Raw genomic sequence first — 13,398 nt, forward strand, 5'->3', positions numbered from 1 at the left:
CCAGTCCTCCATCATCACGTCCCTGTCGAGCTGCCGCTGCATCTCCCGGCCCTCGTCGTCGTTGCCCGGATAGCCGCCCAGGGGAGTGAGCGCGTCCGGCCCCAGCGCCACGAAATCCGCAGCGGCGAACCTGCGCACCACATCTTCGATGTAGGGGTTCAGGCCGCGATTCTCGTGAATGACCAGGACCGCGGGCATGGGCTCCGTCGCGCCGGCGGGCACGGCCAGGTAGCCGCGCATGGTGCCCGATCCGCTCGGCGACGGGTAGGTGACGTACTCCTGCCGGATCCGGGCATCGTCCCGCGCAACGTGCCGCGCCCATGCGTAATTGGGACGAAGGGCCTGGAGGACCGCGACAGCGGCGGCGCCGCTGCCCAGCACCTTGCCGGCCCCCTCCAGGAAGTCTCGCCGATGGATGTAGCCGTGTACGTAGCCATCGAAGAGGGCCAGCACCTCCTGGGGGAAATCGCTTGCCTTCTTTCGCGCCGTCATGGGGAGTCCTCCTTTGGTGTCACCCGAACCTATCACGCTTTGCCACCGACTGCGGGCTGCGGCTATCGTTGCGGCTCGCTAGCCTCGTCCAGCCTATTCCGCCGCCGCGCCCGGCGCGAGCGGCTGTCGAAGATACCCATGACCGACAACACGAACACGGATTCCACCGCCGATTCGGGGCATCCGCCCGGGCTGATGGAGAAGCTCGTGTCCCTCGCCAAGCGGCGCGGGTTCGTCTTCCAGTCCTCCGAGATCTACGGCGGCGTGGGGTCCGTCTACGATTACGGCCCGCTCGGCATCGAGCTCAAGAACCGCATCCAGGATCTCTGGTGGCGCGAGATGGTGTACCGCCACCCGAACATCGTCGGGCTCGACGCGGGGATCCTCATGAACCCCGAGGTGTGGGTCGCGAGCGGACACGTGGGTGCGTTCACGGACCCGCTCGTCGAGTGCCGGAGCTGTCACCGCCGCTTCCGCGCGGACGACCTCCCGCAACTGGAGGCGGGAAAGCCCGAGGCGCAGCAGTGTGCGGTGTGCGGGACTACGGGACAGTGGACGGACCCCCGTCAGTTCAACCTCATGTTCAAGACGTTCATGGGAGTGGTGGAGGACGAGGCCTCGACCGTCTACCTGCGGCCGGAGACGGCGCAGGGGATCTTCGTCAACTTCCGGAACGTGCAGGAGTCGGTGCGCCAGAAGGTCCCGTTCGGGATCGCGCAGGTGGGGAAGGCGTTCCGCAACGAGATCACGCCCGGGAACTTCATCTTCCGCACGCGCGAATTCGAGCAGATGGAGATGCAGTTCTTCTGCGCGCCGGGGACGGAGGACGAGTGGTTCGAGACGTGGAAGGAACGGCGCATGGCGTGGGTCGAGACGCTGGGCATCCGGCCGGAGCGGCTGCGCTATCACCGCCACGGGCCGGATGAACTCGCCCACTACTGCAGGGACGCGTCGGACATCCAGTACCGGTTCCCGTTCGGGTGGCAGGAGTTCGAGGGGATCCACAACCGGACGGACTACGACCTCGGGCGCCACCAGGAGCACTCGGGGAAGAAGCTGGAGTACTTCGACCAGCCGGCGAACCGGAAGTACGTGCCGTTCGTGATCGAGACCTCGGCGGGACTCAGCCGCACCCTTCTCGTCGTGCTGGCCGACGCCTACGACGAGGAGGACGTCGGGGGCCAGCAGCGCGTTGTGCTGCGGCTCAAGCCCGCGCTGGCGCCCTTCCACGCGGCGGTCTTCCCGCTCGTGAAGAAAGACGGGATGCCGGAGATCGCCGAGAAGCTGGCGGCCGATCTGCGGGGGCAGTTCAACGTCATGTACGACATTGCGGGGTCGATCGGAAAGCGGTACCGGAGGCAGGACGAGGCGGGAACGCCGTTCTGCCTGACCATCGATGGCCAGACGCTCGAGGATGAGACGTGCACGGTGCGCGATCGGGATTCGCTCGAGCAGACGCGCGTGCCGCTGTCGGGCGTCGCGGCGTGGCTCGGCGCCGCGATCGGCGGCGCCTGATCGGGCGGGGCGCGCGTGCCGTTTCGCGTAGCGGAGATCCGTGACCGGGCCCAACGCCTGCAGAGCGCCCTGGCGCGCGCTCGGTACCGGCTCCGCAGCGGGCTGGACGAGCGGTCCTCGATCGCGTCGCTGTACGGGCAACACCGATTTCTCCGCAGCCCCGGAGTGCTTCAGGCGATTCAGCGCGACCTTTCGGAGGCGCACGGAGATGAGCGCCGACGCCTGAAGACGCTCTTCAACTGGGTCGCGGGCCAGCAGATCGAGGCCGAACTCGCCCCGCTGGAAGACGAACTGCGGTTGTGGGAGACCGGGACGACCGTCTCCCTCGCCGAGCGGGAGATCCCGCTGAGACGCGTCCCGGACTGGATCGTCCGCGCGGAGGATCGGGGCGAGCGGCTGGGGTGGGAGGCGGCGCGCCACCGCCGGATCGAAGAGGCCGCGGCGCTCCGGCTCGATGTCGTGCACCGGGGACGCGAGGCCGTGGTTCAACTCGGCCTCGGGGAGTACTACGAGGCGCGGGAGCGGCTGGCCGGCCTGGACCTGCAGCGCCTGGAGCGCGATGCGAGGGCGATCCTCGAGGGGACGGAAGCACGCTACCGGCGGATGTTCGCCGCAGAGGCGGAGGCTCGCCTCGATCTGCGCGAGGGGCCGCCTTCGCGGGCCGACGCGCGTTGGCTGATGGGGATGCGCCGGCTCGGGCGGCACTTCGAGATCGAGCCGTTCGCCGCGAATCTTCGCCGCGCCATCGAAGTCATGGGGCTCGGCCGGGTGTTCGATCGCTCCGTGCGCATCGACATCGACCGGCGGCGGCTCAAGGATGAACGGTCGTTCACGGCGGTCATCGACGTGCCCGGCGACGTGCGGCTCGTCGTGTGTCCGCTGGGCGGCTGGATCGACGCGCGCCGCCTGCTCCACGAAACGGGACACGCGCTACACTACACGCACGCGTCCGCCGCGCTCTCGTGGGAGGAGCGGGTGCTGGGCGACGATTCGATCGGCGAGTCCTTCGGGCTTGTGTTCGACTCGCTGACACTTGATCGCGTCTGGGTCGAATCCGCGACGGGGCTCAAGGGCGACGCGCTGGAGGATTATCGGCAACTCGCGGGCTTCCTCAGGCTCTACCGTCTGCGCCGGGACGCCGCGCGGTTTCTCTGGGAGCTGGAGCTGGCCCGGGCGCAGCGGCCCGGCGAACAGGCCGATCGATACGCCGCGCTGCTGAGCGAAGCGACCGGGTTCGCGCACCATCCGGGCACCTACCTCACGGATCATCGCCGTGGCTTCCAGGCCGCGCGGCGCCTGCGGGGCTGGATGCTCAGCTCGATTATCATCGATCGCCTGAACAAGCGCTTCGGGGCCCAATGGCACCGCACGGGCGCGGCGGGCAAGTTCCTGCTCGAGGTGCTCTCGGCCGGCCGGCGCGAAGACGCCGCACAGCTCGCCCCCCAGTTCGGCGTGGAGGGGCTGACGCCCGAGATGTTGCTCGCGCGCGTCGAACGCTGGCAGTGAGCGGACGGCGGTGAGCGGGCTGCGCTGGCCCGGCAGGTTCGCGCTGGGCGCGGCGGCCGGGCTCGCAGGCGCCGCGTGGTGGCTGGCCATGACGCGCCGCAACGAGGCGCTGGTGCGGCCGCCCGTTCGGGACGGCTCCGGCGAGGCGCTCCCCGGCGGAGTCATCGAGTACTCCGACGGCGAGAAGGTCGAGTACATCGATGCCGGGTCGGGGGATGCGCTCGTATGGGTCCCCGGCGCGGACGGACCGAAGGAGACGTTCCGCTATCAGCTGCCGAGCTTCGCCAGGCGCCATCGCGTCGTATGCGCGGATCTGCGGCGTGAGTTTACGACGACCGATGGCTTCGACCGCCTGGTCGACGATGTGGCCGAACTCGTCGCCGCGCGCGACGTCGAGCGCTTCGTGCTCATCGGGACGAGCCTCGGGAGCGCGATCACGATGCGCTTCGCGAGCCGGTTTCCGGAGCGTCTGCGGGGGATCGTGCTGTGCAACCCGCTGGCGCGCGTCTCCTACCGCCACGTCGGCTTCAACCGGGCCGCGCTCATCCCTCTCGCCATGCTGACGACCCGCTATCTCCCGACGGAACTCTCCCGCGGTCTGGCGCGGGTCTGGAGCCGTCTCGGCGTCTGGATCTTCGACGACTCGCCGGGTCGGGACGCCCTGATCGAGTACGCGCTCTTCACCGGGCCGCGCACCGTCCGCCCCACCGTCTCCGACCGCCGCGTGTCGGGCCTGCGGCGGGTGGATCTGCGAGCGGACCTGCCGGACATCGCGCTGCCTGCGCTCGTGGTGAAGGGCCCACGCGACGAGTATTGTCCGGTGGACTGGGCGCGCGAGATCACCGAACTGCTGCCCGCTGCCGAGTACGTCCCCATTCGCGGCACCGGACACTGCTCGCACATTTCGCGCCCCGGCGCCTTCAATGAGACACTGGACGATTGGCTCCGGCGGCTCCCGGCGCGCGCGGAAGAGGAAGAAACGTCAGTCGAGAGAGGCGACGCATGACGAATCCCGTCTTCAGTTCCCGGGCCGCGATGATGCTGGCCATGCTCGGGATGGCCGTCGGAACCGGCAACATCTGGCGCTTCCCGCGCATCGCGGCCTCCAACGGGGGCGGCTCGTTCCTCGTCGCGTGGGTCGTCTTCCTCCTCCTCTGGTCCGTGCCCCTGATCCTCACGGAGTTCGCCACCGGCAAGGCGGCGCGCTCCGGCCCGATCGGCGCCTTCACGAAGCTGGCCGGGAAGCAATACAGCTGGATGGGCGCGTGGATCGCCTTCGTCTCGACCGCGATCATGTTCTACTACACGGTCGTGATGGGATGGACGCTCCGGTATCTGTTCGGAGCCGTCACCCGGACCGTGCCCACCGCCCCCTGCGAGGCCGGTGCCGCGACCTGCGTGGGGCCGCAGGAATACTGGGACGGTTTCATCGGTTCCGGATGGCCGATCCTGACGCACGCCCTCGCGATCGCGCTCGCGGTGATGGTGGTGCTGCGCGGCGTGAAGGGGATCGAGCGCGCCGCGCGTTTCCTCATTCCGAGTCTGCTCCTCCTCGTCCTGGCGCTGACGATCCGGGCGGTCACGCTCCCGGGCGCGAGTGCGGGTCTCGCGTTCCTCTTCACCCCCGACTGGGCGATGCTGGGCAACGCCTCGATCTGGCTCGAGGCCCTTACACAGAACGCCTGGGACACCGGGGCGGGCTGGGGGCTGATCACGGCGTACGCGATCTACATGAAGAAACGCGAAGACACCACGCTGAACGCCTTCATGCTGGGCTTCGGGAACAACTCCGTGTCGCTGCTGGCCGGGATCATGGTGCTCTGCACGGTGTTCGCGATCCTGCCCAACGCGGCGGACCAGATCGTGGGGGCCGGGAACGAGGGCCTCACCTTCATCTGGGTGCCGCAACTCTTCGGTCTCATGCCGGGCGGCTCCGTGTTCATGGTCCTCTTTTTCCTCGCGCTCGTCTTCGCTGCCTGGAGCAGCCTCATCGCGATGATCGAGATGGCCAGTCGCGTCCTCACCGACGCGGGCATCGCGCGGAAGCGGGCCGTGCTGACGATCGGCGGTCTCGGGCTGGTCCTCGGACTCCCGTCGGCGATCTGGATCGAGGTCTTCCGGAACCAGGACTGGGTGTGGGGCGTCGGACTGATGCTCAGCGGCCTCTTCTTCTCGGTCATGGTCATGCGGCACGGCGTGGACCGCTTCCGCAGGCGGCTCGTGAACAGCGAGGGGAGCGATCTCGTGGTCGGGCGCTGGTGGAACGTCGTCATTCGGCTCGTCGCCGTGCAGTCGGTCGTGATCATGGTCTGGTGGCTGTGGCAGGCCGTCGACTTCAACGACCTCGCCGGGTCGTTCACGCTCTTCTCCGAGTTCAACGCCGGGACGGTGCTCATCCAATGGGCGATCGCGATCGCCGCCTTCCTGGGCCTCAACCGCTGGCTGGCCGCCAACGCGGCGGGCTCGGCGGCTTCGGGGGAAAAAGCCTGACGGGGGCGGCGACCGTCCGATCGCGCGGTGAACTTCAGCGGTGAACTTCAACCGGTTCGAGACGGCGGCCCGCCGCATGTGGCACGAGATCCCCGCGGCGGCGCGGGACGGAGTCGACGGGTTGACGATCGAGCCGGAGGCCGCAAGCCATCCGGATTTCGGCTGGGTGTACACGATGGGGGAGTGCCTCACGGAGGCGTGGCCGAGCGGCGCCGGCGGGGACGGCGATGTCCGCTCGGAACTCGTCCTCTACCACGGCTCCTTCCGGGCCCTCGCGGGCGAGGATCCCGACTTCGACTGGGAGGGCGAGCTGTGGGAGACGATCCTGCACGAACTGCTGCACCACCGGGAATCGGCCGCCGGTGAGGCGGGTCTGGATGCCGTGGACTGGGCGCACGAACAGAATCTGCGCCGGCTCGCGGGGGAGCCGTTCGATCCGGACTTCTTCCGGGCGGTGCCGTCCGGCCCGGACGGCGTCGTGAGGCTGGAATCAGAGTTGTTCGTCGAGTCGACCGTAGCGGAACGCGCGGAGGAGGCGGTCTTCGAATGGCGCGGGCGGCGCTACGCCGTGGAAGCGCCGGCCTCGGCGGTCCGCGCGTTCGTGGAGGTGTCGAATCTGGCGGCGGGACGGCTGTGCGTCGTCGTGAGCCGCCGCCGTCCGTGGTGGCGTTTCGGACGCGGAGGCCGCCGGGCCGTGGAACTCACCAGCCCGGCCCACCCCTTGCCCGCGAAGGACGGCTAGGGCCGTGCCGCTGTTCGGCAGCTTCCGGATCGGACGCTGGTTCGGTTTCCCCATCCGGATCGACTATTCGTGGTTCCCGATCGCCGCGCTCGTGATCTGGACCTTCACCACGCGCGAATTCCCGCGGGCGCTGCCCTTCTATCCCTCCTCCACGTACCTCGCGATGGGAACGGCGGCGGCGCTCCTCTTCTTCCTCTCCGTGCTCCTGCACGAACTGGGTCACGCCCTGGCGGGCCGGGCGCGGGGCGTGGAGGTCGAACACATCACGCTCTTCATCTTCGGCGGCATCGCGCAGGCGCGCGACGAGGCGCGGCGTCCGCTGGACGAGTTCCTGCTCACCGCCGCGGGTCCCCTCGCGAGCCTGGCGCTGGCCGGCGCGTTTCACGGAGGGTGGGTGGCGGCGGAAGCCTGGGCGGCCCCGGCGCCGGTCGTCACGGTGCTCGAGTTCCTGGCGCTTCTCAACCTAGTGCTCGCCGTCTTCAACATGATCCCCGGCTTTCCGCTCGACGGCGGGCGGATCTTCCGCTCCATCGTGTGGGCGGTCACCGGAGATCTCGTCAAGGCGACCCGGTGGGCGACGCACGGGGGGCGACTGTTCGGCGGCGCGCTCATCGTCCTCGGGCTCTTCAACCTGAGCCGCGGGCAGTTCATCTCCGGCGTGTGGGCGGCCTTCATCGGATGGTTCGTGGTGAATGCGGCCTCGTCGAGCCTGCGGCACTTCGAACTCCGCACGCTCCTGCGCCGGATCCCGGTCGCGACGATCATGAACCCCCGGCCCCGCATGATCGAGGCGACGTTGCCGGTCGAACGGGCGATATCCGAATACTTTCTACGCGGCGGGGAGGAGGCGTATCCGGTGTCGCGCGACGGGGATCTGATCGGGGTTGTCGAGACGCGGGCCGTTTCCGCGGTGCCGGAGGAGGCTCGCGCGACGACGCCCGTATCCGCGATCACGAAACCCGCCGAGGAGTTCCCTTCAGCCCGTCCCGACGAATCCCTGGCGGAAGCCCTGTTCCGGATCCGAGTCCAGGTGTCATACCTGCTGGTGATCGAGGACGGGTTCGTCGTCGGCGCGCTCAACCCGCGCGAGGTCAGCGCGCGAGTGCAGCGGCTGCAGCGGATGGGGCTCGTGTCGCTCGGGCCGTCGCCGGCGAGGAGCGCCTGAACCCGTGCCCCGGCCTCGTTCGTGGAAGGCCCGTTCCGAGCTGGCCGCGGCGCTGTCCCCGCGGCTTGCCGCGCTTTATCCGGACCTCACCGTCTCGCTGGAGTGGGAGACGCCGCTCGAGCTGATCGTCGCGACGGTGCTCTCGGCCCAGTGCACGGACGAGCGGGTGAACCGGGTCACGCGCACCCTCTTCCCGGCGTATCCCGACGCCCGCGCGTACGCCGACGCCACGCTGGAGGCGCTTCAGGAGGCCGTGCGCCCGACCGGATTCTTCAACAACAAGGCGCGTCACCTGAAAGGACTGGGCCGCCGTCTCGTCGACGTGTATGGCGGGGAAGTCCCGCGGACGATGGAAGACCTGCTCACGCTCCCGGGCGTGGCCCGGAAGACCGCGAACGTCGTGCTCTCCAACGCGTTCGGGCTCCACGAGGGCGTGGTCGTGGACACGCACGTGAAGCGGGTGACGCACCGCTTCGGCCTCACGAACGAGGTCGATCCCCCGAAGGTGGAGAAGGATCTCATGAGGGTGCTGCCCCGCGAGGAATGGCACCCCTTCGCCTGGCGGTCGATCCTCCATGGCCGCACGGTCTGCCACGCCCGGAAGCCGCGCTGCGGGGAGTGCCCGGTGGCCGATCTGTGCGCGAGCGCCGGGAAGTTCGGGTGAACGTGAGCGCCGCCCGGGACGCCGCCGCGCTGAAGCGGGATGTCCGCGCCGCTGCCCGGGCCTGCGGCTTCGACCAGGTCGGCTTCGCTCCGGCGGCGCCCCCGACGCACGCGGAGGTGTACGAGGCCTGGCTCGCGGACGGCTATCATGGCGAGATGGCCTACATGGCGCGCGAGGATGCGGTGCGCCGCCGCCTCGACCCGCGGGAGGCGCTCCCCGGCTGCCGGACGCTCGTCGTGGTCAGCCTGCTGTACGGATCGACGCCCGCCGGCACGGCGGCGCCGGACCCGTGGCCCGCCGACCGGGGGGACCCCGCTCCACACCGCCGGCTGCCGGTCGTCGCCCGTTACGCGCGGGGCCGCGACTACCACGACGTGTTCGAGGAACGGCTCGACGCGCTCTCCGCCGCCATCGGGGACCTCGCTCCCGGCGCCCGCACGAAGCGGTACGTGGACTACGGCCCCGTTCTGGAGCGCGACCACGCGCAGCGCGCGGGTCTGGGCTGGATCGGCAAGAACACGATGCTGCTCCACCCGGACCTCGGGTCCTATTTCATGCTGGGAGAGCTGCTCACGGACCTCGAGATCGAACCCGATCCCCCCTTCGTCCACGACCGCTGCGGGACCTGCCGCCGCTGCGTCGACGCCTGCCCGACCGATGCCATTCTCGACGGCCGCGTGCTCGATGCCCGCCTTTGCATCTCCTATCTGACGATCGAACTCCGGGGTCCCATCCCCGAGGCGTTGCGTCCCGCGATCGGGAACCGGGTCTTCGGCTGCGACATCTGCCAGGAGGTGTGTCCGTGGAACTCGGAGGCGCCCTCTCCGGCCCGGGCGCCGTTCGAGTCGCGGCCCGGCCAGCCGATGCCGCCGGAGGACATGGTCGCGTGGGCTGAGGAGCTCGCGCCTCTCGACGCCGACGCGTTCCGGATCCGCTACCGCGGCACCGCGTTCAGCCGCCCCGGCCGCGACGGGCTCCTCCGAAACCTGGCCGTCGGCCTCGGCAACGCCGGAAGACCCGCCGCACGCCCCATCCTGCGCCGTCTCGCCGCGGATCCGTCGCCGCTCGTCCGGGAACACGCCCGGTGGGCACTCGGGGTGCTCCAGGGTTAGGTTGGACCGTCGCAGCAAAATGCCGAGAGCCGAGGAGAAAAACGCATGCCAGGTTATGCGGTCCTGGGAGAACCGTGGTGGATCGCCCTCGTGTGGATCCTCGTCGCCGGCCACCTCACCAACATGGTCAACACCCTCTACCTGCACCGCTCGGCGACGCACGGCGGCGTCGTGTTCCATCCGGTCGTGGAGCACGCAATGCGTTTCTGGTGCTGGCTCACGACCGGGATCGTGACAAAGGAGTGGGTCGCGATCCACCGCAAGCACCACGCCTACGCCGACAGGGAGGGCGATCCTCACTCGCCCACGCTCGAGGGTCTCGCGAACATCGCCTTCGGCGGGCTCTTCTTCTACAGGAAGGCTTCGAAAGACCACACGCTGCTTGAGAAGTACGGGAAGGGGACTCCGGACGACTGGATCGAGCGCAACGTCTACACGAAGCGCCGCGGTCTCGGGCTCCGGTTCATGCTTGTTCTCGACCTGTTCCTGTTCGGGGCCATCCCCGGGCTCATCGTCTGGACGTGTATGGTGTTCTGGATGCCGCTGACGGGGAACATCATCAATGGCCTCGGACACGCGCTCGGCTACCGGACCTTCGGGACTCGCGACGACAGCCACAATCTCTATCCCTGGGGGATCTGGATCCTCGGCGAGGAGCTCCACAACAACCATCACGCGGACCCGCGCTCGGCCAAGTTCAAGGCGCATTGGTGGGAGTTCGACATCGGCTGGTTCTACATCCGGATCCTGAGCCTCCTGCGACTCGCCAACGTACTCTACGCGCGCACGGCGACGCCCCGGGAGTTCGCGGCGAAGTTCTACCGCGACTCGGCGAACCGCGTGAACCGGCGCTTCGATCGCGCGCTGTCGCGCATCCAGCGGACCCGGGAGGCCGGGCTTCTGAGAATCGAGCGCGCCCGCAAGGAACAGTGCCTCGTGCGCCTCGACCGCGCCGCCGCCAAAGCCCGGGTGCGGCTGGATCGGGTCCGGACCGGCAAGTTCCCGCGCGTCGCCCGGGCGAAGGCGGAGGCCGTCGCCGAACTCGACCGGGCTCGGGAGGCCGCGCGCACCCGCATCCTTCGTGCCGTAGAAGCGATGACCCTCGAAAGCCAGCCCGCCGCAGACTGACTCGCCCCGCCACCCGCAGGGCGGACCCGCCACGGACTGACCCGGCTCCCCGCGCGCGGGGCCGACCCGCCGCGGCCCCGCTCACCACGGACCGATCGGGCTCTTGTTGACGCCGCTCGGGGATCCGTGCATCTTGCGAATCACGATTTTTAGCCTAGACTAAAAATCGGACTGCGGACGCTGCGGACGGCGATCCCCAGGCCGATTCTCGGGAAATTCGGAGGACGAGTGAAGCCGGAGATGTTGAGTCGGCGCGACTGGCTGAAGCTTGGTGCGGCGGGGGTTGCCGGCGTATCGGGCGCGACGGTGCTGGATCTTGCCTCCCGGGGCGGCGCGGCCGCGGCGCTGGCGGCCAGCGGCGCCTTGCCGCGCGAGCCGGGAACGGCTGGCGCCACGGCGGGCCCGCACTCGGGGCACCAGGAGGCGATGGGGATCGTCGGCATGCCCGGGCCCGACGGCACGTTCGACCCTGCGGCCTTCCTCACCGATTTCGACTACGGCGAGGTCACGACCCGCGCCGACGGGCGCGTCGTGCGGCGCTGGGAACTCGTGGCGCTCGACCGCGACATCGAAATCGCGCCCGGCGTCTTCTTCCCGGCGTGGACCTACAACGGGCAGGTGCCGGGCCCGACGCTGCGCTGCACGGAGGGGGATCTCCTTCAGGTCGAGTTCGTCAACGCGGGCTCCCACCCCCACACCATCCACTTCCATGGCACGCACCCGCCGGAGATGGACGGCTTCGAACCCATCGTCGAGCCGGGGCAGCACTTCACCTACGAGTTCGAGGCGAAGCCGTTCGGGCTCCACCTGTACCACTGCCACACGATGCCGCTCAAGCGGCACATCCATAAGGGTCTGTACGGGACGTTCATCGTGGATCCGCCCGAAGGCCGGGAACCGGCGCGCGAGATGGTCATGGTGATGAACGCGTTCGACAGCAACCTGGACGGGGACAACGAGGTATACGCGGTCAATACTTCGGCGTTCTACTACCACCACCATCCGGTGCGCGTGGGCGTGGGCGACCTGTGCCGCATCTATCTCGTGAACACGACCGAGTTCGACCTCATCAACTCGTTCCATCTGCACGCGGGCATGTTCAGGGTCTTCCGGACCGGAACCCGGCCGGACCAGTACGAGCTCACGGACACGATCATGATGTGCCAGGGCGAACGGCACGTCCTCGAGTTCCGCCTCGAGAACCCCGGCATGCACATGTTCCACGCGCACCAGAGCGAATTCGCGGAACTGGGGTGGATGGGCTTCTTCGAGGCGGTCGAGCGGCTCGCCGCGGACGATGGCGTGCCCGTGCGCGACCGCGGTGGCCATGGCGGCCATGTCTGACGAACGGTCCGGCGCCGGGCCCAGGCCGCGCGGTCCGGCGCGCTGGGTCCTGGGTCTCCTCCCGCTCGCGCTCCTGGCGGGACTCGTCGCGTTCTTCTTCGGCGCCGATCCCACGACTCCCTTCCGAGACGCGTTCCCGCCCGTCGAGGACCTCACGATCGAGCGCGTCAGCTTCCCGGAAAACGGCGTCATGCGGGTGCACGTGGTGAATGGAGGCCCCGAGGCGGCCACCATCGCGCAGGTGATCGTCGACGACGCCTACTGGCAGTTCGAGATCGATGGGGACGCGACGCTGCCGCGCCTCGGCCGGGCGACGCTGGAACTGGACTACCCCTGGGTGGAGGGAGAACTGCACCTGATCCGGCTCGTGACCTCCACCGGCCTCACGTTCGACCACGAGGTGGCGGTGGCGACGCTCTCGCCGCGCCCGAACGCCCTTTACCTGACGACTTTCGGTCTCCTCGGCCTCTACGCGGGCGTGCTTCCCGTCCTCATCGGCCTGCTGTGGTATCCCTTCCTGCGCCGGATCGACCGTAAGTGGATCCACTTCTACCTCAGCCTCACCGTGGGCCTCCTCGCCTTCCTCGTCGTCGATGCGCTTGAGGACACGCTCGAGGCTTCGGCGCTCGTGGCGGAGGGATTCCAGGCAGCCGGGCTGATCGCCGTCGGCTTCATCGGCGCCATCGTCGGTCTGAGGGCCCTCGGGAACCTCGGACGCGGCATGCGAGGCGCAGGCTCCGGTGGTGCGGGCGAGGGTGGGGTGAGCAGCGGGCTCACGGTGGCGTACCTGATCGCCATCAGCATCGGGCTGCACAACCTCGGCGAGGGACTCGCGATCGGGGCGGCTTTCTCGCTGGGAGAGATCGCGCTCGGGAGCTTCCTCGTCATCGGCTTCGCGCTCCACAACACGACGGAGGGGCTGGCGATCGTCGCACCCGTCGCGGACCGGCGGCCCGCGCTCCGGCACTTCGCGTTCATGGGCGGGATCGCCGGACTGCCGACCGTCCTTGGAGCGTGGGCCGGCGGATTCTCCTACTCGCCGACGCTGGCGACCTTCTTCCTCGCCCTCGGCGCCGGAGCCATCGTGCAGGTCATCGTCGAGGTCACTCGCCTCATCCGGAAGAGCTGGCCGCAGGGCCTGTTCACCCCCCTCAACGCCACCGGCCTCCTCCTCGGCCTGCTGGTCATGTACGGCACCGCACTCATGGTGACCGCCTAGCCAGCCGTCCCGGTACGACCG

12 protein-coding genes are annotated in these 13,398 nt (G+C 69.2%); 11 read left to right on the plus strand and 1 reads right to left on the minus strand.

What is annotated here, in order from left to right; genetic code table 11:
- Positions 1 to 492, minus strand: a 492-nt coding sequence (locus RN729_RS11725; RefSeq protein ID WP_310785004.1) for a dienelactone hydrolase family protein, incomplete at its 3' end; no start/stop codon positions are given.
- Positions 493 to 630: 138 nt separating this feature from the next.
- Between RN729_RS11725 and RN729_RS11730 the strand changes: the two genes are divergently transcribed.
- The 11 genes from RN729_RS11730 to RN729_RS11780 all read left to right on the plus strand — a co-directional run bounded on the left by RN729_RS11730 (position 631) and on the right by RN729_RS11780 (position 13,377).
- Entirely contained in the window at positions 631 to 2,007 is a 1,377-nt protein-coding gene (locus RN729_RS11730) for a glycine--tRNA ligase (RefSeq protein ID WP_310785006.1), read from the plus strand.
- Between the two features lie 15 nt (positions 2,008 to 2,022).
- Positions 2,023 to 3,513, plus strand: a complete 1,491-nt coding sequence (locus RN729_RS11735) for a hypothetical protein (protein WP_310785008.1) — start codon at positions 2,023 to 2,025, stop codon at positions 3,511 to 3,513.
- A gap of 10 nt (positions 3,514 to 3,523) precedes the next feature.
- The gene (locus RN729_RS11740; protein WP_310785010.1) at positions 3,524 to 4,519 is read left to right on the plus strand and encodes an alpha/beta hydrolase; all 996 of its coding nucleotides are present in this window, start codon (positions 3,524 to 3,526) and stop codon (positions 4,517 to 4,519) included.
- Entirely contained in the window at positions 4,516 to 6,003 is a 1,488-nt protein-coding gene (locus RN729_RS11745; RefSeq protein WP_310785012.1) for a sodium-dependent transporter, read from the plus strand. Before RN729_RS11740 ends, RN729_RS11745 begins: the two co-directional genes overlap by 4 nt.
- Positions 6,004 to 6,043: 40 nt before the next feature.
- Complete coding sequence (locus RN729_RS11750; RefSeq protein ID WP_310785014.1) at positions 6,044 to 6,745, plus strand: hypothetical protein; 702 nt, start codon at positions 6,044 to 6,046, stop codon at positions 6,743 to 6,745.
- 4 nt (positions 6,746 to 6,749) lie between these two features.
- Entirely contained in the window at positions 6,750 to 7,910 is a 1,161-nt protein-coding gene (locus RN729_RS11755) for a site-2 protease family protein (protein ID WP_310785016.1), read from the plus strand.
- A gap of 4 nt (positions 7,911 to 7,914) precedes the next feature.
- Complete coding sequence (nth, locus tag RN729_RS11760) at positions 7,915 to 8,574, plus strand: endonuclease III (RefSeq protein ID WP_310785018.1); 660 nt, start codon at positions 7,915 to 7,917, stop codon at positions 8,572 to 8,574.
- Positions 8,575 to 8,576: 2 nt separating this feature from the next.
- Positions 8,577 to 9,686: a tRNA epoxyqueuosine(34) reductase QueG gene (gene queG / locus RN729_RS11765; RefSeq protein ID WP_310785019.1), complete on the plus strand. Its 1,110-nt coding sequence runs from the start codon at positions 8,577 to 8,579 to the stop codon at positions 9,684 to 9,686.
- Between the two features lie 45 nt (positions 9,687 to 9,731).
- Complete coding sequence (locus RN729_RS11770; RefSeq protein ID WP_310785021.1) at positions 9,732 to 10,814, plus strand: fatty acid desaturase; 1,083 nt, start codon at positions 9,732 to 9,734, stop codon at positions 10,812 to 10,814.
- Positions 10,815 to 11,042: 228 nt separating this feature from the next.
- Positions 11,043 to 12,158: a multicopper oxidase domain-containing protein gene (locus tag RN729_RS11775; protein ID WP_310785023.1), complete on the plus strand. Its 1,116-nt coding sequence runs from the start codon at positions 11,043 to 11,045 to the stop codon at positions 12,156 to 12,158.
- On the plus strand, positions 12,151 to 13,377 hold the full coding sequence (locus RN729_RS11780) for a hypothetical protein (RefSeq protein ID WP_310785025.1): 1,227 nt from the start codon (positions 12,151 to 12,153) through the stop codon (positions 13,375 to 13,377). The genes RN729_RS11775 and RN729_RS11780 overlap by 8 nt, the downstream gene beginning before the upstream one ends.
- The last annotated feature ends 21 nt before the right edge of the window (positions 13,378 to 13,398 follow it).

The sequence above is a fragment of the Candidatus Palauibacter polyketidifaciens genome (genome assembly GCF_947581785.1).
GTDB lineage: Bacteria > Gemmatimonadota > Gemmatimonadetes > Palauibacterales > Palauibacteraceae > Palauibacter > Palauibacter polyketidifaciens.